Annotated in this window: 11 protein-coding genes; 10 read left to right on the top strand and 1 reads right to left on the bottom strand. The window is 71.0% G+C overall.

What is annotated here, in order from left to right; translation table 11 throughout:
* Positions 1-33: 33 nt before the first annotated feature.
* The 10 genes from VFQ05_10060 to VFQ05_10015 all read left to right on the top strand — a co-directional run bounded on the left by VFQ05_10060 (position 34) and on the right by VFQ05_10015 (position 19,232).
* On the top strand, positions 34-4,662 hold the full coding sequence (locus tag VFQ05_10060) for a hypothetical protein (GenBank protein HET9327106.1): 4,629 nt from the start codon (positions 34-36) through the stop codon (positions 4,660-4,662).
* Positions 4,659-6,638, top strand: coding sequence for a hypothetical protein (locus VFQ05_10055; protein ID HET9327105.1), 1,980 nt, complete (start codon positions 4,659-4,661; stop codon positions 6,636-6,638). The genes VFQ05_10060 and VFQ05_10055 overlap by 4 nt, the downstream gene beginning before the upstream one ends.
* Positions 6,635-8,698 carry a SpoIIE family protein phosphatase gene (locus VFQ05_10050; GenBank protein ID HET9327104.1) on the top strand — a complete coding sequence of 688 codons (2,064 nt, stop codon included), beginning with the start codon at positions 6,635-6,637 and terminating at the stop codon, positions 8,696-8,698. The genes VFQ05_10055 and VFQ05_10050 overlap by 4 nt, the downstream gene beginning before the upstream one ends.
* Positions 8,691-9,041 (top strand): STAS domain-containing protein, encoded by a 351-nt coding sequence (locus tag VFQ05_10045; GenBank protein ID HET9327103.1) that lies wholly within the window; start codon positions 8,691-8,693, stop codon positions 9,039-9,041. Before VFQ05_10050 ends, VFQ05_10045 begins: the two co-directional genes overlap by 8 nt.
* Positions 9,042-10,307, top strand: coding sequence for an ATP-binding protein (locus VFQ05_10040; protein HET9327102.1), 1,266 nt, complete (start codon positions 9,042-9,044; stop codon positions 10,305-10,307).
* 294 nt (positions 10,308-10,601) lie between these two features.
* Positions 10,602-11,225 (top strand): endonuclease III, encoded by a 624-nt coding sequence (nth, locus tag VFQ05_10035; protein HET9327101.1) that lies wholly within the window; start codon positions 10,602-10,604, stop codon positions 11,223-11,225.
* Positions 11,222-13,636, top strand: coding sequence for a signal peptide peptidase SppA (gene sppA, locus VFQ05_10030; protein ID HET9327100.1), 2,415 nt, complete (start codon positions 11,222-11,224; stop codon positions 13,634-13,636). Before nth ends, sppA begins: the two co-directional genes overlap by 4 nt.
* A complete protein-coding gene (locus VFQ05_10025) occupies positions 13,617-15,413 on the top strand; it encodes a tetratricopeptide repeat protein (GenBank protein ID HET9327099.1) in 1,797 nt (598 codons plus the stop codon). Before sppA ends, VFQ05_10025 begins: the two co-directional genes overlap by 20 nt.
* Positions 15,394-17,232 (top strand): tetratricopeptide repeat protein, encoded by a 1,839-nt coding sequence (locus VFQ05_10020; protein HET9327098.1) that lies wholly within the window; start codon positions 15,394-15,396, stop codon positions 17,230-17,232. The genes VFQ05_10025 and VFQ05_10020 overlap by 20 nt, the downstream gene beginning before the upstream one ends.
* Positions 17,229-19,232, top strand: coding sequence for a hypothetical protein (locus tag VFQ05_10015; GenBank protein HET9327097.1), 2,004 nt, complete (start codon positions 17,229-17,231; stop codon positions 19,230-19,232). The genes VFQ05_10020 and VFQ05_10015 overlap by 4 nt, the downstream gene beginning before the upstream one ends.
* On the opposite strand, the gene VFQ05_10010 is transcribed toward VFQ05_10015, so the two are convergent.
* Complete coding sequence (locus VFQ05_10010; protein ID HET9327096.1) at positions 19,233-19,961, bottom strand: hypothetical protein; 729 nt, start codon at positions 19,959-19,961, stop codon at positions 19,233-19,235. It abuts the gene before it with no gap.
* Positions 19,962-19,968 lie beyond the last annotated feature (7 nt).

The following is a 19,968-nucleotide window of genomic DNA, read 5'->3' as shown; positions in this document are numbered from 1 at the left end:
GTCAGGCGTTATCACCTTATTGGATTGGGCCTCATGTCCTCGCGCAGGTTGCCGCCCGCCCACCTCGGCCAGGTGGCGTGCATCGTCCTCACCGCTGCGCTGCTCGCCGGCTTCGAATCGACCCCCGCCGCCGCGCAGGTCGTCTCGGTGAGCGGCACCCACACCGGAACCACCGTCCATCCCGGTGGCGACCTGCGGAAGGTCTTCCAGGTCCAGCTCTCCAACGGCGGCCTGACCACGGCGACACTCACCTCGATCAGCTTCACCAACGCCACGACCGGTCCCGGTTCCCAGGCACAGAAGGATCTGGAGTGGCAGACGCTCGAGCTCAGGGACTCGAGGATCCAGTTCGAGCCAGATCCGGTCGATCCGGAAGCCAATCTGCTCTCCGCGGGGCCCGGAGGCGTGGGGCTGATCTCGACGGCCACGTTCATCAACGGTGTGGCGCGGTTCCCCTGCTCGGTCGTGATTCCCGGACTCCAATCCGTCACGCTCAACGTCTGGTCCTCGGCGTCGCTGACCGCGCGCGACGGCGACGCACTCGACCTCTACATTCCGAACGCCGCCGCCCTGACGGTGAGCGGCGCGATCGTCACGGGGACCTTCCCGATCCACCCCCCGGGCACATTCCCGGTCGACGGAATGAGTGCGGCCCAGATCGCGATCGATCCCGTGACCACGCCCACGCTCGGCGTGGGAACCACGCGCAACCTCGCACTCGCCTTCCGAGTTCCGGCGAACGGCTATCAGGCCGACGTGCTCCAGCGGATCGCGGTGCAAAACCTCGGCACCGCGCGTCCCGGCGACGAGATCGTCGCGATGGAAGCGTGGCTCGACGACGGCAACGGCAAGTTCGAGGCATCCAACGACTCGCGACTCGGTCCCATGGTCTTCACCGGCGACCGCTGGCAGCTCAGTGGCCTCTCGGTTTCGGTTCCGCTCACGGGCCGAGCCCTCTTCGTGACCGTGGACGTGGCCGAGCTGGCCGAGCCGGGACGGACCATCCGGCTCTCGCTTCCCACGTTGCCCGACGTGGGCGTCGGCATGACGAGCGACAACGACGGGCCGGTCGATCGCCCGGCGAGCAATCCTTCCGCCCAGACCATCGCGGTCGTGGATCGCGTGGCGCTCGCTCACCAGCCGGTCGAGCCGGGCACGGTCGCTCCCGGGCAGGCCGGCGTGACGCTGCTCACCCTGGTCGCGACCAATACGTACTCGGTGGACAAGCGCATCACCGGGCTCACCGTGACCAACTCGGGAAGCGGCCCGGGCACCCAGGCCGATCGCGACGGCGAGCTTCAGGTGCTGACGCTCCGCGACGACCAGGATTCTGACGGTCAGCTCACGGCGAGCGATCCGACGCTCGGCACCGCGCTCTTCATCCACGGGCGGGCGAGCTTCGGCGGATTCACGTGGGAGCTGAAACCGGAGAAGACGGGACGCCTCTTCGTGACCGGCGATGTCGCGCTGCTCGGCGCCAGCGACGACGATGTGCTCTCCGCATCGCTCCAGGGCGGCGCCGATCTCGTGTTCACGGAACCGACCGCGCTCTCCGCCATCTTCCCGCTGGGGCCGGGTGCTTCGTGGCGTGTGAACGGAATGGTCGCCGCGCAGATCGACAACCGCGGCGCCGCGCCGATCACGCTGGCGCCGGGCGCCGGACCCGTGCCGGCGCTCGACGTCGTGGTCCACAGGAACGGTTACCAGGACGACCGTCTCAGCAGCCTCGCGGTGATCAATCTCGGCAGCGCCACCGCCGCCGATCTCGCCGACGTCCGGCTCTACCGCGACGGAGGGGACGGGCAGTTCGGAGGCGACGACCAGGATCTCGGTCCGCTCACTCCGGGCGCCGGAACCTGGGACAACAATTCACTCGACGTGCCGCTCCCGGCCGAAGGCGCGCGTCTGTTCGTCGCCGTGACGGCGAGCAGCTCACCCACCGACTCGGCCACCGTGCGGCTCGCGATTCCTCTGCTGGGTCTCGTCGTTCAGTCCGGCAACGATGGCCCCATCAACGCGACGGTGGCGAATCCCGAGGCGTTGCTGCTCTCGAATCGAGGATTGCTCGCGAGCCTTTCGGTGCAGCCTGCCGCCGTCACCACCGGCGCGCCTTTGACCGTGAGGATGACGGTGCGCAACACGGGCAGCGAGGCGCTGGTCAACGTGTCCCCCTCCTCGCTCACGGTATCCGGCACCGCGGGTCTGGCGTACGCGAGCGGACCCGTTCCGGCATCCGCGAGCCTCGGGGTCGGCGGCGAACAGATCTTCACCTGGACCTATACGTCGACCGCCGTGGGCCAGGGACGGTTCTCCGGATCCGCTTCCGGCGTGGGAGCGAGCAGCGGCACTCCGCAGCAGTCCATCGCGGTCACGTCGGAGATCGTGCAGGTGTTCGATCCTTCGGCGCCGCTTCCCTGGAGCGCATCGAGCGCGATGCCGCTCTCGGTCAACCGCGGTCAGACGGACGTGGCGCCGCTGTTCCTGACCTTCGGCGACGGGACCAGCGCTTCGGACGTGCGCGTGATCGGATTGCGGCTGCGCGTGGAGTCGAGCAGCGGCGCCGCGATCGTCCCTGCCGATCTGTTCTCGCGCATGACGGTCGAGGTCGGCGCCGTGACGCACGTCGAGCGCACCTCGCTCGAGACCAGCGGCGGCGAGATCGACCTCACGCTCGCCACTCCGATCCTCGTCCCGCCCGGCGGATCCGCGACCGCGGCGATCACGTTCGACGTCGCGGGAACGACCGTGATCCCGAACTTCCGGCTCGTGATCGTGGACAGCACGTACCTCTCGGGCGAGGACGCGACCACCGGCGCTCCGGTCGTGCTGCGCCTCCAGGGTCAGCCGTATCCCGTGCGCACCGGGCTCGCGCGCGTGGTGGCCGAGGCGACCGAGATCGACGTCGCGGCGGTCCCGGGCTCGCCGGTCGACGCCGCTCGCGGGCAGCAGAACGTGCCGTTCGCCACGCTGCGCCTCACCAATCCCGGCATCACCGGCGTCACCTCCGACGTGCGCGTCGCGTCGTTCGTGGTGATCCTGCGCGACAGCATGGGCCGGGCCGTGACAGCCCCCGCCTCGGTGCTGCAGCGGGTCGAGGTGTGGTCGGGCCCGCAGCGGCTGGCCGATCGTCCGGTCCAGGCGTCCGAAGACAGCCTGATCGACCTCACGCTCTCGCCGCTGCTCTCGGTGCCGGTCAATGCTCCGCTCGACGTGCGCATCCTGGCCGACCTGCCCGCCAATGCCGCACTCGGAACATGGCGGATCTCGCTCGGAGACTCCTCGTCGTTCGATGCGCGCGATCCCAACAGCGGCAATCCCGTCGCGGTGGTCTACGGCGCGGGGCTGGTGCAGGGCGATTCGGTCACGGTCGAGATCCCGGCCGACACGGTGCGCGTGCGCGGCACTCCGAGGATGCCGCCGGCCGTGGGTGTCGGCGCTGCGGGCGTGATCGCGCTCAATGCCGTGCTTCGCCACCCCGGTTCTTCGCACACGGCCGCCATCCGCCTCGACAGTCTGGTGGTGCGGTCCGTGGACGAGAGCCGCAATCCGGTGCCGCCGGGCCCGACCGTCGAGCGCCTGCACGTGCGCTGGAACGGCGCCGACGTGGCATCGCTCGCCGATCCTCCGTCCAGCGGGAACGTCATGGCGCTCGGACTTCCTGGTCTGTTCACGGAGCCGGGAGAGAGCGACACGCTGACGCTCGTGCTCGACTTCGAGGCCGCGGCCCCGACCGGCACCTTCGAGCTGATCCTCAACGCTTCCGGGCTCTGGGTGAGCGACGCCGACACGCGCCTTCCGGTGGTGGTGGCCGCGGAGAACGGTTTCGAGTTCCCGATCCTGTCGGGACTGACGCGTATCTCCGCCCCGTCGCGCACGCTGGTGGCGGGACTCGTGGACCACATGCCGGCCGCGCTCGCAGCCGACGGCAACGAGGTGGTCGCCGGAGAGATCACGCTGAGGAACGACGCGACGCCGGGCTCGGGGAGCATCGCGGTCGATCATCTGATCCTGCGCGCTGCCGACGGCGACCGAGTCGCGATGCCCGTGGGCGCCACGGCGACCACGGTCCGGCTCCATCGGCAGGGTGCTCCGTGGGGCGAGGCCACGCTCCTTCCGGGCGACACGCTGGCCACGATCTCGGGCGCGCCTCTGCAGATCGCGCCGCAGTCGCCGATCACCCTCGAGCTGCGCTTCGTTCCCCGCGCGGGTGCGGCGAGTGGACTGCGCCTCGGCTTCGCCGCCGCCGACGTCGGGGTGGTCCAGCCCAGCAATCCGCTGCTGCAGATCGCCGTGCAGCCTCCTCCGGGACAGGCATTCCCGCTATGGACCGCATACGGGAGCTTCACCGCGGCGAGCCTCGAGAAGAGCTACGCCAACTTCCCGAATCCCTTCGCCGCCGGACGCGAGCCCACACATTTCGCGTATTACCTGCCTGCCCCCGGGCAGGTGACGCTGCGGATCTGGACGGCGCGTGGCGAGCGCGTTCTGACCCTGCTCGATGGCGCCCCGCGCGCTCAGGGCCTGCACCAGGACGACGCATGGGACGGACGGAACGGCCATGGCGACGTGGTCGCCAACGGCGTCTACGTCGCCGAGATCGTGGTGAAGCTCGCGGGCGGTGAGAGCCGGCGGCTGCTGCGCAAAGTGGCGGTGGTGCGATGAGACGCGCGCACTGGGTCGGCGCCCTGTGGGCGCTCGTGATCGCGACTGCGGCCCATGCCGCCGAGGACGGCGGCACGCGGTCGATCTTCTCGACCGGATCCGGCATGCGCGCGCTCGCGCTCGGCGGCGCCTTTGCCGCCATTGCCGACGACGCCAGCGGCTCGCTGTGGAATGCCGGCGGCCTGGGCCTGGTGCAGCGCGGCGAGCTGCAACTCGCGCAGGCCCAGTACGAGCTCGACTTCCGCGAGACGTTCGCGGCCGCGGTCTATCCCGACTGGCGCTGGGGCGCCATGGCGGTGACCATCCGGCACTTCGGCGCTTCGGGGATCGAAGGCCGTGACGACCGCAACACCGTCACCGACCCCGATCTCACCAGCAGCGAGTCGGAGATCGGCTTCGCCTACGGCCGCGCCGTCAGCGCGGCATGGAGCCTCGGGGGCTCGTTCAAGCTGCGCCGCCAGCAGATCGCCGGGCGCTCGGGCGGCGGCGTCGGCGCCGACCTCGGTGTCCGCGTGGCGCCCGCTCTCGCCCTCGGAGTCGACGCGCCATGGGCGCGCGGGCTCGCCGTCGGGCTCTCCCTTCAGAACCTGATCGAGCCGGCGATCCGTCTCGATCAGGAGAGCGTCGCCGATCCCTCGTCGATGCGGCTCGGGCTGGCGTACCAGCCGCCCGTCGCGGGCGCGCTGGGCATGCTGTGGAGCTTCGACGTGGAGAAGGCGCGCGGCGTCTCGCCGCGGATTCATGCCGGGCTCGAGCTCAATCCCCATCCGCTGCTGGCACTGCGCGCCGGTATCGACCATGGCGCGCTCACCGCGGGGACCGGTCTGCGCTATCGCGACACGGAGATCGCCTACGCCTTCGAGGACCAGGTCACGGGGCCCACGCATCGCGCCGGACTGAGCTGGCGCTTCGGCACGGCGGCGCCCGAGGCGAAAGAACGCGCCGCGCGCGCCGAAGAGGAGCGCTTCGCGACCCGGCTCGCGGAGATCGAGCGCCAGCGCGAGGCCGAGCGGATCCGGTCTCTGCTGTCCCGCGCCGAGGACGCGCGCCGCGCCGGGGACGTCGATCAAGCATTGTCGCTCACCGCCACGATCCGCGTGATGGACCCGGACCACGAACCCGCGCGGCGCCTGGAAGCGGCGCTGCTCGCCGAGCGCGGGAGAGCGTTGCACCTGGGCGGCGATCCCGCCGAAGCGGCGATCGCGTTCCAGCGCTCGCTGGCGCTCGTGCCGAACGACACCGCCGTGGTCGCGGCGCTGGCCCGGAGCCGGGCCGAGAGCGACGCGCGCGCGCGCCGCTCGCAGGAGATCCGCGCCCGCTTCGCCATGGCGCTCGAAGCCCTGGGCGCCGACCGGCTGGTGCAGGCGCGGGACGGATTCGCGGCGGTGCTCGCCGCCGACCCCAAAGACGCGGAGGCGCGCAGCATGCTCGCGCGATCCGAGCGCGCCATTGCCGCCCGTGTGCAGGATCTGCTGCGCCGAGCCCGGCTGATGATTCAGGCCGGCCAGCTCGAGCCGGCCGCGACCTTGCTCGCTCAGGCCCGGGAGCTCGATGCGCGCGCATCCGGAATCAGCGCGACGGCCGCGTCCCTCGAGCGCGCTCGCAGCGAGTCTTCGAAGCCGGGGGCGGCGCCGAGTCCGCCGCCGAGCCGCGCGCCTTATGCGGAGCGCGATCTGCAGGCGTTCTATCGCCGTGGGGTCGAAGCGTTCGAGGCGGGCCGCGCCGACGAAGCGCTGCGCTACTGGGAGCTGGTGTGGTCGCTGCGGCCCGGCTATCAGCGCGTGGACGAGTACCTCAAACGGGAGTACTTGACGCGCGGCATGGAGCACTACGCCGCCGGCCGCCTGATCGAGGCGGTCTCGCTCTGGGAGCGCGCGCTCCAGGTCGACCCCAAGGATCAGCGCACCATCGCCTACCTGGCCCGCGCCCACGAGCAGCTCGAGCGGGCGCGCGAGATCGGAGGCGACAAGCCATGAGGGGCGGCCGTCCGACGGTGATCTCGATCCGATGGGTGGTGACCGGTGTCGCCGTCGTGCTGGTCGCGGCCTCGGTGCTCAGCGTCGGTGCGATGGCCGAGCGAAACCTGCGGCGGGCGCTGTCGCGAGAGATCGAGACCCGGCTGGTGCTCGAAGCGCGCAACCTGGCGCTCACCAGCTCGGGGGCGCTGCTCTCGGAGTTCCCCGAGCTGACGCTGGTGCCGCTCGTGAAGACGATGCAGGCCGAGCGTCCCGAGCTGGCGTTCGTGGTCGTCGTGGATCATCTCGGGCGCATCCAGGGTCACGCCGACCCGCGCCACTTGGGGGAACGATATGCGCCCCCCGCCGATCTGACGGCCACCGCTGGAGCGACCCGACTCGAGGACGGCGAGCGGCTGCTGGCCAGCCGGAGCCTGCTGGTCGTCGAGGCGCCGGTGTCGTACGCGAACGGACCGCAGATCGGGCGCGCGGTGGTGGCGATGCAGCGCGCGTACGTGGAGCGCGCGGTGTCGGCCGGCCGTCGCTCGCAGTTCCTGTTCCTGGCGGCGCTGCTCGCGGTGGCGGTCACGCTCGGCCTGGTCCTGCTCGGCGGACTGCTCAAGCCGGTGGCGGCGCTACGCACGGGGCTCGATCGGATCGGTCGCGGCGACCTGGACACGCCGCTCGCCGTCCACGATCGGACCGAGCTCGGACTGCTGGCCGTCGCGGTCAACGACATGGCCGCTCGCCTCAAGGTCGCCCGCGTGGAGAGCCGCGAGCGCGAGCGGCTCAGCCACGAGCTCGAGCTGGCCCGCGAGATCCAGCAGCGGTTGCTGCCGCGAGGGCGAAGGACGGTATCGGGTTACACGCTGGTCGGCGCGCATCGCGCCGCGGCCGAGGTGGGCGGCGACTACTACGACTTCATCGATCTCGAGGACGGGCGAATCGCCGTCGCGATCGCCGATGTCTCCGGCAAGGGACTCGGCGGCTGCCTGGTGACGTCGATGCTCTCCGCGCTGGTGCGGGCGCTCCACGCGGTGCACGTCTCACCGGCGGCCCTGCTGGTCGACCTCGAGCGCCATCTGTCCGCGACGCTCGAGCCCGGTGAGTTCGTGACGATGTTCTACGGCTTGCTGGACCCGGCGCGAGGTCGTCTCGTCTACGCATCCGCGGGGCACACGCCGCTCCTCCTGTGGCGGGCGGCCACGGGCCGTGTCGAGTGGCATCCCACGCGCGGCATTCCGCTGGGAGCGGTGCGGGGGGGAGCGCTGGCGCAGACGCTCGAAGACCGCACGCTCGACCTCCAGCCGGGAGATCTCATCGCGCAATTCACGGACGGGATCAGCGAGGCGTTCGACCGGAGCGGGAGAGAGGCGTTCGGCTTCGACCGTGTGGATCAGGTGGTGCGCGATCACGCCCGCCGCGGCCCCGACGAGCTCGTGGCCGCGCTGTCGGCTGCGGTCGCCGGCTGGACCGAAGGCGAGCCGCAGGACGACGAGACGCTGCTCGTCGTGGCGCGTCCGGCGCGCGTTGCCGGCGAGCCCCAGCAGGCGGCCCGCGGGCGCGTCGACGCGCTCGCGCGTCTTGCCGAAGCGGAATCCACCGGTCCCCCGCTCTCGCTCTCCGCGAGCCTGGAGAGCCTGTCGGCGCTCGGACCGTGGCTCGAGCGAGCCCCGCACCTGAGCGCCATTCCCCGCGGAGAGCGCCGGCAGCTCGAGCTCGCGCTCTACGAAGCCTGCGCGAACATCGCCGAGCACGGTCTCAAGCTCGATGCCGAGCAAACGTTCGATGTGTGGTGGGTTCCGGGCGGAGCCGAAACCGACGGTCTCGACGCGCGGGTGCGGGCCGGCTACTTCCTGCTGCGGGATCACGGATTCCCGTTCAGCCCCGGCCGCTGGCAGCCGCGCGATCTCGACGACGTCGGTCGAAGGCTCGCGGGCCGCGGATTCGGGCTCGACCTCATCCACTTGTCGATGGACGAGGTGGTGTATCGGCCGGCGACCCCGGCCGGCAATCTCACGGTGCTGACGTTCGACCCTGCCAAGGTCCGGCAAGCGTCCAAGGAGGATCGCCATGGTTGATTCGTTCAAGGCCACGACGACGGAGTCGCGTGGAGATTCAGTGGTGGTGCGCGCCGAGGGACGGCTCGACGCCAAGACCGCGCCTCGCCTGCTCGAGCATTGTGTCGAGGCGCGGCCCGCGGGCATTCATCTCGTGCTCAATCTCGCCGAGGTCACGTTCCTGTCTTCGAGCGGCGTGGGCATGCTGCTGGTGCTCGCGGAGCGCACGCGCAGCGAAGGCTGCTCGCTGCGCATCGCGGCGCCATCCGTGGCGGTCACAGGACCGCTCGAGCTGCTCAACCTCCATCGCTTCCTGACCATCGACGAGAGCGAAGGAGAGTCGCTCCGGGCGCTGGGAGCCTGAGTGGATACGCACCGGAAGCTCGCGGAGCGGCGCGAGAGCAGCCTGCTCTCCCTCTTCGAGCTGAGCCGTGAGCTGAGCGTCGGACTCGATCCGTACGCGATCGCGCAGCTCACACTGCTCAACCTCATGGGTCACTTCGGCACGGCGGCGGCGGCGCTGTGGCTGCTCCAGGGATCCGCCGGGAATGTCCCGGTTCTGGTACGCAGTTTCGGGGTTCGCGAGGCGATGACCCGTGCTCTGGGTGAACCGATCGCGGCGCGCATGGGGGAGTGCATGGCGCAGGCGCGCACGGTCGAGCCCGTTGACGAGTGGGCGATGGCCGGCAGCCCCGACGCGGAGATCGCGCTCGAGGCTGGATTCGCGGTCGCCGCTCCGATGCAGGTGCAGGGACGGCTCATGGGCGTGGTGGCTCTTGGCCGCCGGCTCGACGGGACTTCCTATGGAGCGCTCGATCTCGAGTACCTCTCCACGGCTGCGGGCATGGTGGCCGTGGCGCTCGAGAACGCGCGCCTCTACCACCGCGCGCGCGAGTCGAATCGCCAGTTGCGCGACAGCAACGAGCGACTCACCGAGCTCGATCGCCTCAAGTCCGAATTCCTGAGCAACGTCAGCCACGAGCTGCTCACGCCGCTGGCGATCATCAAGGCCTATCTGGAGCTGCTGGATGCCACGCTGACCGACGCGCAGGCCAGGGAGGCGATCGGGACGTCCTCCAGCCAGGCCGTGAACCTCGAAAACAAGATCCGCAACCTGCTCGACTTTTCGAAGCTCGAGGAGCGGGCTCTGCAGCTCAAGCTCGAGCCGCACGATCTGGGCGACCTGCTGCGCGACTTCGCCGAAGCGCGACGCCCCGGGATCGCCGACGGCCTTCGCGAGTTCATGCTCGAGGTGGAGTCGAGCCTGCCTCCGGTGTCCTGCGACCGGCGGCGCCTGCTGCAGATCCTCGACGAGTTGGTGGACAACGCGGTCAAGTTCACGCTTCCCGGGAGCCGCATCCGTCTCAGCGCCGCTCGCGCCGCCGATCTCGGCGACGGCGGCATCGAGATCGAGCTCGAAGACGACGGTCCGGGCATCCCGGCCGATCGCCTGGAGGCGCTGTTCGAGCCGTTCCGTCAGGGCGATGGCTCGAGCACGCGCGAGGCCGGCGGGATGGGCCTCGGTCTGGCGCTCGCCCGGCGCCTGGCCGAAGCGATGGGCGGGACGCTCGACGCGAAGAGCGAGCGGGGCATGGGAAGCCGCTTCGTCGTCCGGCTGCGCTGCGCGTAATCACGCGCGAGAAAAGCCCTCGGCCTTGTTCGCCGGTGACCCCGCGGCTAACCTCCCGCCTCCATGGCACGCAAGTCACCGCGCTCGCGGCGGCGTCCTGCACCGCCTTCGAGCCTTCCCAAGAGCCGACGCTCCCGCGCCACGCCCGGCGCGAGAGCGAGCCGGGCGCGTCCTGTAGACCGGCACCGCAAGGGTGCCAAGCCCTCCTCTCGGGGCGTGCGCGCCAAGCCGGCGACGGCGAGGAAGCGCGCGCCACGACGCCGGACGCGCTTCGCGGCGCCGGCCCCCGAGCGGGTGGCCGCCATTCTGGGCATCCTCGAGCGTCTCTATCCGGAAGCCACCACGGCGCTCGACTTCGAGACGCCGCTCCAGCTCCTGATCGCCACCATCCTCAGCGCGCAGTGCACCGACGAGAGGGTGAATCGAGTCACGCCCGCGTTGTTCGCGCGCTACTCCGACGCCGCCGAGTTCGCGAAGGCGGATCAGGCGGAGCTCCAGGAGCTGATCAAGCCGACCGGCTTCTTTCGCAACAAGACGAGATCGATCATGAGCTGCTGCGCCGACATCGTCGCGCTGCACGGCGGCGAAGTGCCGCGCACGCTGGAGGCGCTGACCTCGCTCCACGGCGTCGGCCGCAAGACCGCCAACGTCGTGCTCGGAAACGCCTTCGACACGCCCGGACTGGTGGTCGACACGCACGTGGGCCGCGTCTCGCGCCGCCTGGCGCTCACCGACCAGGCGGATCCGGTCAAGGTGGAGTTCGCGCTCATGGACGTCGTGCCGAAGGAGCGCTGGACCCTCTTCTCGCACTGGCTCATCCTGCACGGCCGCCGGATCTGCGTGGCGCGCAAGCCGCGCTGCTCCATCTGCCCGCTCCTGCCCCACTGCCCGCGCGTGGGCGTCGTCACCTCGGCATGATGCGCCAGCCCCGTCACGCGCTCGCCAGCCTCACCTTCGCGCTCGGGATCGGATTCACGGCACCGCTCGGCGCGCAACCGCTCGAGTTCAGCGCGGACTTCCAGCCGCAGGCGGGCGTGGCGACGGTCGAAGGCGCTGCCGCGCTGCCGCTCAATCCCGCCGCGCTCGGCTTTCGTTATCGATCCGAGCTGCTGCTGGCTTTCCGTGAAAAGGCGGAGCGCGATCGCGCCTATGGAGCGTGGGCCACGTTCGGCAGCCTCGGCTTCGTCGCGGCCGCGGAGGAGGACGCGCGCAGCGCCATCGGCATCGGGATCGGCGGCGGCGACCCGCGCTTCTCGGCCGGGGCGAGCCTGGCCTGGCTCGATGGCCACGGCAGCCGCGCATCGGATCTGACCTTCGGTTTGTTGTCGCGACCCGCTCCCTGGCTCGCGATGGGCGCGACGGCCGCTCACGTGGCCGAGACGGAGTTCGAAGGCACGCGCCTCGGCAGGGCGTACACCGTGGGTCTCGGCTTGCGCCCGCTCGCCTGGTCGCGTTCGAGCGCCGCGCGCTTCGGACCGCGCTTCACGCTGGGCGCGGACGTGCGCATGGTGGAAGACGAGCCGGCGGAAGCCGCGCGAACGCGCGCCTTCGCCGAGCTCGAGCCGCTGCCGGGCATCGCGCTGCGCGGATCGGTCGAGCGTGGCGGCTTTCGAATCGGGATCGGAGTCTTCGGCGTCCGCGGCGGATATCACGGCGGCAGCCGGTACGACGACGAGGGTGAGCGACATGGCGGCGCACACGCGCTCTCGTTCCACGAGGACGAGGACCGCACCGTGCTCGCGGGGCCGCGGGACCGGCGCGTCGGCGTGCTCCGGCCTTCCGGAGCCTTGGGCGACGAGGCGTTGCCGGACTTCTCGGTCTTCGGCGGCTCCTCCACGCGCTCGGCCGGCGACCTGCGACGCCAGCTGGATCAGGCCCTCGAAGACCCGCTCACGCGCGGCGTGCTGCTCGAGCCGCGCGGCATCTCCAACATGGCCCAGATCGAGGAGCTGCGAACCCGCATTCAGCGACTGCGCGCGAGCGGCAAGCCGGTCGTGGCGTTTCTCGAGACCGGGGGCGGCCGGGGCGATCTCTACCTGGCCAGCGCGTGCAATCGCGTCGTCGCCACCGAGGAGGCGATCTTCGCGGCGCTGGGGCTACGCACCGAGCGCCGCTCTTACCGCCGCTGGCTGGCATCGCTGGGACTCAAGATCGATCGCGCATCGGTCGGAGACTTCAAGTCGGCGTACCGCAGCTTCAGCCAGGACTCCACGCCCAAGGCAGACCGCGAGCAGATCGAGCAGCTCCTCGACCGCAGCCAGAGTCTGTTCGTCGGCACGGTGGCGGCCGATCGCCACATGGATCCCGCGCGACTCGAGCGCATTCTCGACGGGCGCTGGTGGCCGGCGCGTGAGCTCCAGCGCGCGGGGCTGATCGACACGGTGGCGTATCGCGAGGACGCGCTCGCAATCCTCGGCCGTCTGTCCGGTCTCTCCGACAAGCCGCACCGGGTCTCGATGTCGCAGGTCCGCCCCGCACGGCGCCCGTGGCGCGTCCCGCGACCGGTGGCGGTGGTGTACGCGAGCGGAGGGATCGAGACCGGCGGCGACGGGCACGATCTGCTCAACGGCCCTTACATGGGCTCGGATGCGATGACGCGGAGGCTGGAGCGCGCCTTCCGCGACCCCGAGGTCAAGGTGGTCGTGCTGCGCATCGAGAGTCCTGGAGGCTCCGGGCTCGCGTCCAATCTCATTCTCCACCAGACCCAACGGCTCAAGCGCGAGACCGGGAAGCCCTTGATCGTCTCGATGGGCGGCGTTGCCGCGAGCGGCGGTTACTACATCGCGCTCGGCGCCGACCGCATCTACGCCGATCGCTACACCCGCACCGGCTCGATCGGCGTGGTCTTCGTGAAGCCTTCGCTGGAGGGCTGGTACCGCGAACACCACGTGCGGCAGGAGGCTTTCGAGCGCGGCCCGTTCATGGGAGGGAGTTCCTTGGGCCGGGACTGGACGCCGCGCTGGCAGGCGGCGGCGGACTCGACGGTGCGCAACGCCTATGAAGTGTTCAAGACCAAGGTGAGCCAGGGCCGCAAGCTGGACCCGGCGCAGGTGGAGGCGGTGGCGCAGGGACGCGTGTGGATGGGAGAGGAAGCGCGCGAGCGCCGGCTCGTCGACGCGATCGGTGGTCTCGACGAAGCGATCGAGGAGGCGAAGCGCCTCGCTCGCGTGAGGCCCGGCGAGAAGATCGAGCTGCTCGAGGTCCGCCGGCCGAGGCCGCGGCTGGTCGAGCGCCTGGCCGGCATGGCGGTGCGCGACATGTTCGGATCGGTGCGCATCCCGCAAGGGGAAGCCATCGATCTGCGCGCCGATGTCGACATCGACGAGTAAGCGCCGTCGCGCAGCTCGAGACCAGGGCACGCCGGCGCTCGGCCGTCCCGCCGCCGCCATCGTCCTTTGGGTGGCGCTGATCACACTCGCCGTGCTGCGCGCGGCGCTCGCGACGCCCGGCTCCATGGCCGCATGGGGATTCTCGCTGCTTCGCTTCGCGCCGGGCGCGCTCTCGTGGTCGCTTTGGGTCGTGGGCCTGGCGCTGCTCGTGCCGGGAATCGCTCGGGCCGCGTCGCGCTGGGCGCAGCGGATCGCGCCGCGCGGAATCCTCGCGGCCGTGCTCATGGGCGTCACGCTGGCCGCGCTCGTCCTGGGATGGCCGGACCGTCTGCACTTCGTCGGCGACTTCCTGCTGCGCGAAGGCGCCTCCGCGCGCTCGCTGAAACCTTCGGGACTCTTCCCTCAGGCGCTGCCGCTCGATGTCTTCCTGCACCACGGGCTCCCGCGCGCGATGGCCGATGCCTGGAGCGTCCCGACCGCCGTGACCGAGCGGGCCCTCGGCGCTCTCGAAGCGGCCCTGATCGGCGTGCTCGGCTACGGCTACGCGCGCACGCTGCGAATGGAAGGCGCCTCGGCGCTCGCCATCGCGGCGGTGACGGCGCTCGGAGGGTTTCTCGGGATCTACACCGGTTACTCCAAGGCGATCGCCGAGATCACGCTGCTCACGCTCGCCCTGGGCCTGTTCGCGCTGCGCGCGCTGGAATCGCCGCGCTGGCTCTTCGCCGTCGGCCTCACGGTGGCGGTCTCGGTGATCCTGCATCGATCGGCGCTCGCGCTCCTGCCCGCGGCGGCGCTGGCGACGGTCCTGGCCTGGCGCCGCGATTCCCGGAGGATCAGAGACCCGCTCGTGGTGGCCGGGCTCCTGGCGGGCGTCGTCATGTCGGCGATCATGCTGCCGCGAATCGTGGGCACGATGCTTCGCTTCGATCCGGTCCACTTCACTCCACTCGAGCCAGGAGCTCACGGCGCGCTGGGTGCTTTGACGACGGGAACGCGGCTCCTCGACCTGATCAACGTCATGGGTCTCGTCTCGCCTCTGGCCATGGCGATTCCGATCGTGGCGGTCGCGATCGGCCGTCGCGTGCTCACCTCGCCGGTGGGCTGGGTCCTGGCGACTCTCGCGCTGCCCTGGATCGGGATGACGCTGCTCATCCATCCTCCGCAGGGCATGTTTCGCGACTGGGACAATTACTCGGCCGCCGGCATCGCGCTGTCGATGATCGCGGCGTGGCTGGTGGTGGAGTCGGGGGCCCATCCACGCCGGCCCGGCCTGATCCTCGCCGCGGCGCTCGCGGCGGCCGGTCCGAGTCTCTCCTGGCTCGCGCTCAACGCCGATGTCGACCGCGGCTTGGCGCGCATCCACGCTTACCTCGCCGAGCCGCCGCGCCGCAGCGACGCGGAGCGCGCGCGTGTGTGGGACTTCCTCGGCATCCGCAACGCGCAGCTCGCACGCTGGGACGCGTCCGCCGAAGCCATGGCCCGGGCCGCCGAGACCGCGCCGAGCCCGCGGGTGCTGCTGCAGTGGGCCCTGGCCGAGCAGGCGCGCGGCCGCTCCGCGACCGCCCGGGACGTCTTTCGACGCGTCACCGAGATCCAGCCCGCGGACGCGCGCGCGTGGTACGGGCTCGCCGCCGAGTCCTGGAATCTCGGCGATTATGATGAGTGCCGGCGCGCGGCCTTGCGTCTGGAACAGCTGAGTCCGGGAAGTCCGGAAGCGCGCCAGCTCCTCGAAAGCCTCGAGAGGATCCCTTCGCCCGATGGCTCGTCAGAACGCTAGGAAAGGAAGCGCGCGTCCCGCCGCGAAGGCAGGCCGCGCCGCCGAGACTCCGCTTCCGTCGCCGGTCGCGTGGACCTTGTGGGGGCTGCTGGCCACGCTGCTCCTGCTGCGCGCGATCATGGTCTTCCACCCGTCGATGTGGACCTGGTCGCTCAATCTCCAGCGCTTCCTCGCCCCGGCCTGGGGCTTCGGACTGTGGGCGCTCGCCGCGGTGGCGCTGATCCCGGGCGTGGCGCGGCGCGCGACGCCCGCATGGAACGCGATCGGGGAAGCGATCGCGAAACGGCCCGGCCTGACGACTTCCGCCGCCGTCCTCGCCGCGATGCTGCTGGTGTGGCTATTTCCCGATCGCGTCCGGTTCACCGGCGACTTCCTGCTTCGCCAGGGAACGGTCGAAGTGGCGGAGCGTCCCTCCCAGCTCTTTCCTCAGGCGCTTCCGCTCGACGTGCTGCTCCACTATGGAGTGCCTCGCGTGCTGACCCAGGCGCTGGCGATCGACGCCAACGGCGCCGCGCGACTGCTGGGCATGCTCGAGGCCGGCACGCTCGCCGCGCTGGCGATGGGTTTCGCGCGAACGCTCGGGCTCGTGGCGGGCGCCGCGGTGGCGGTGGCGGGCATCGTCTTCTTCGGCGGCTACCTGGGCATGTTCACCGGCTTCAGCAAGGCATTCGCCGAGATGTGCCTGCTGGTCGCCGCGGTCGGCGTGTTCGGGCTCTCCGCCATCCGCCAGGGGCGGGGGCTCCTGGGGCTCGGTCTGGCGCTCACGATCGGCGTGACGCTGCATCGCTCGGCGCTCGGCCTGCTACCCGCGGTCGTGTACGCATGGGTGGCGTGGTGGCGCGTGCACGCACGCGAAGGCGCGTGGAAGCGCTCTTCGGTCCTGGTCGCGCTCGCCATCCCGGTGCTCGGCCTGGCGGTCATGGTGCCGCGCATCATCGCGGTGGTGCGGCGCTGGGATGCCGCCCACTTCGATCCACGCGGGGCCGAGCTGTCGGGGAGCGTCCTGAGCGCGGCTTTCTCGGGCGCGCGACCGGTGGACCTGGTGAACCTCGTGGTCATGCTCTCACCCGTCTCGTTGCTGCTCGCTTCGTGGGTGGTGCTCGCGCGACATCGCGCGGCCGGAGCCTCTCGCGAGGCCGTCTTGCTGGTGCTCCTGGCCCTGCCGTTCCTGCTCGTGATGCCGTTCATTCATCCGGCACAGGGTCTGTTTCGCGACTGGGACGACTTCGCCGCGACCGGCGTGGCGATCTCGCTCCTCTCGGCATGGACCGTCGCGCAAGCGCTCCGCGCATCCCCGCGCCACGCGCTGGCGGTCGCGATCACGCTCGCGGCGATGGTACCCGCCGTCCAGTGGCTCGCGCACAACGCCGACGTCGATCGCGGGTTCCAGCGCGTGCGCGCCTTCGTGCTCGAGCCGCCGCCGCGCGCGCCTCGCGAGCGCGGCACGACCTGGGACTTCCTCGGCATTCGCAACTTCCGGCTCGAGCGCTGGGAGGACGCCGCCGAGTCCTTCGCGCAAGCCGCATCCACGTCTCCCAGCCCGCGCATTCTCCAGGAGTGGGCGCTGGCCGAGACGATGCGCAAGCAGTACCCGCTGGCGCAGCAGATCTATTACCGCTTCCTCGAGAAGAGTCCCGCGAATCCCCTCGGATGGCTGGGCCTGGCCCAGGTGTCCATCTATAACGGCGATCTCTCAGAGGCCCGCCGCGCCGCTCACCGCCTGCTCGAGCTGGAGCCCGGCAACCGTCATGCGCTCGAGGTCCTCGCGCGCGCCGAACAGATGGAAGCGGCGGCGCGGGGTCCGCAGGCGCAACCGTGACGAGCCGCGTCCGCACGGCGCTGGCGCTGGCGCTGGTGCTGGCCACGGCGGCGCTCCTGCATGCCGGCTCGCTCGAAGCACCGTTCTTCGCCGACGACTATCTGTTCCTGGATCAGGCGCGCGGCCGGTCGCTGCCGGCGTTGCTGGCCAGTCCCGACCCGCTCGGCAACTACCTGCGGCCCGTCAGCCGGCAGGTGTGGTTCTGGACGATTGCGAGCGTGTCGGGAGAGTCCGCGCGAGCCTTCCACCTCGCCAATCTGCTGCTCTTTCTCGGGATTCTGCTCCTGCTGTACCGCGTGGCGCGGCGCTTCCTTCCATTCCACGCGGCGCTGTCCGGCGTCGCGGTCGTCGCCGTGCATCACGCCGCGGACGTGCCGCTCCTGTGGGCGAGCGGCAGCCAGGATTTGCTCGCGGTGCTGGGGTCGCTGGCGGCGATCGAGCTTCACGCCGCCGGCCGGCGAGGCTGGGCGGCGCTCGCGATGGCGCTCGCGCTGCTCTCCAAGGAGACCGTGGTCGCGGCGCCGCTCCTGGCGATATGGCTCGCGCGCCGGGAAGGCGAGAGCGCCTGGGTCACCGTTCGCCGCGGATGGCCTCAGCTCGCCACGCTCGCCTCGTGGGCGGTGGGCTGGCTCGCGACCTCGGCGCGGCGGCCGGTGATGGGACTCGAAGTGAGCGTGACGCCCGAAGGCATCCCGGCGACGCTGCTGCACCTCCTGCAGGTCACTCTCGGCCTCGAGGTCCCGCATCGCGGTCTCGGCAGCGTCCTCCACGTGGCGCCGCCGGTCGCGCTGATCCCGGCGCTCCTGGGCGTCGGGTGGCTGGCATTCACGGCCGTGGGCGCGCCGCGCACCGGTCGCTTCGCGGTCGCCTTGCGGGGTCTCGCCTGGGCGTTGCTCGGGGCGATGCCGGTGGTGGCGGTGGCCGCCATCTGGAGCGCCTACTACTACCTGTTCTCGGTGTGCGGCATGGCGCTCGTGATCGGCGCGCTGGTGGCGAGGTCGCGGCCCTGGGTCGCCCTGCTCCCCCTGCTGATCGTGGGCACGATGTCGGCGAACGCGCGCCACCTCTCGGAGTTCGCGATCGAGCGCGATCCGTGGTCCACGCAATCCCATCTCAACCGTCACTATTTCGATCGCGGGATGAGGTTGGCGGAGCGCGTCCTCGACGATCTCAGGCGCCAGCGTCCGCGGATTCCGCCGCGCAGCACGCTCTATTTCTCGGGGCTTCCCCATTCGATCGCGTTCCAGGCCGGCGACGGTCCGTTGGTGCGATGGGCGTATCGCGACAGCACGCTGCGCTCGTACTACTTCACCGGTTTCCGTCTGGCTCACGCGCGGCGCGGCTCGCTCTTCTTCTTCAGTTACCGCCGCGACAGCCTGGCCGAGATTGAAGGACCGGACTCGCTGCGGCGCGTCGCTCTCGCCCTGATGTTCAGCGATGCGCCGCTGCCCGCGCGCGACGTGCTCGCACTCGACTGGGAGCGCTCGGCCTCGCTCGAGACCGCGTACCGAGTGGCGTGGGTCGAGCTCACGCTGGGCGGGCTGCACGCGGCCCGGCCCTGGCTGCAGCGCGCGGGGGTGACGCTCGCGCTCGGTCCGACGCCGGAGATCGAAGGCGCGCTCGAGTCGGTGGCGCGTGGTGATACCGCGGCCGCGATCCGCTCGATGGCCGAGGCGGTGCGGCGCCACGGACTCGATCCCGGAGCGCATGCGCTCATGGCGGATCTCCTCCTGGCCACGCGCGAGCTCGACCTGGGCGCCGTCGAGGCCTACGCGGTGCGAGCGCTGGCGCCCGGCGATCCGATGGCCTGGCGGCGGTGGGGCATGGTGGAAGCCTTCGTCAACCGGGATCAGGAAGCGGTGCGGGCATTCTCGCGTTACCTCGAGCTGGCGGGCATCGCGGAGAGCGACGATCCGGAGGTGGCGGCGCTGCTGGCCCAATTGCGCCGCCGCATCCCCGGCGGCGACATCGCGCAGGCGGAGCTCGGCCGCGTGAAGTAGCTAGCCCTGCTCCAGACGGCGCCGCAAGGCTTCCGTCCACGCGCTGGTCGGCTCGAGCTCCTCGTAGCGCCGAGCGAGCCGCTTCGCTTCCTCGGCCCGCCCGACGTCGAGCAGGAGCAGCACGCGATCGTAGAGTGCGAACCGGTAGAAGGAGTCTCTCTCGTCCACGGCTGCGAACTGGGCGATCGCCTGCAACAGAAGGCCGCGGGACGAAGCCTGATCGCCCTCCGCCAAGGCGCGGCGCGCCAGCGTGACGCCGAGGCCGAGCCGCGCCTCGCCGTAGCGCGGGGTCAGCGAGAGCGCCGCGCGGAAGCGACGCTCGGCCAGCTCCAGGCGGTCGGCTTCCAGCGCCACGTGGCCGAGCAGACAGTCGAAGCGCGGATCGAAGCGATGTCGCGCGCGTCCCTGCTCGAGGCGGAAGGCGGCTTCGGTCAGGCGCCGGTCGCGAGCCCCATCCGGGCGAGCGCGTTTCCCGCCTTCACCGAGCGACGTGGCGTAGCGGAGCGCGCCGGCATCCACCTCGATCGAGCCGCCCAGGAGATCGAGCGCCTCGGCGACGCTCGAGTCCTGCGGCAGACCCGAGGGCGCCGCCGGGCGGTAGAGCCAGCTGGTGAGACCGATCCCCATCAGCAGGGCGAGGATGACCACGAAGAGCACGACCGCTCTCGTGTTCCAGGACGGACGAGTGGCGGGTGGCGGCGGCGTGGGATCGGCTCGGTCGTGTTCCATGCGAGAT

This window comes from Candidatus Eisenbacteria bacterium, assembly GCA_035712145.1.
Taxonomy (GTDB): Bacteria; Eisenbacteria; RBG-16-71-46; order RBG-16-71-46; family RBG-16-71-46; genus DASTBI01.
This window is presented reverse-complemented; position numbering and strand designations above follow the sequence as displayed.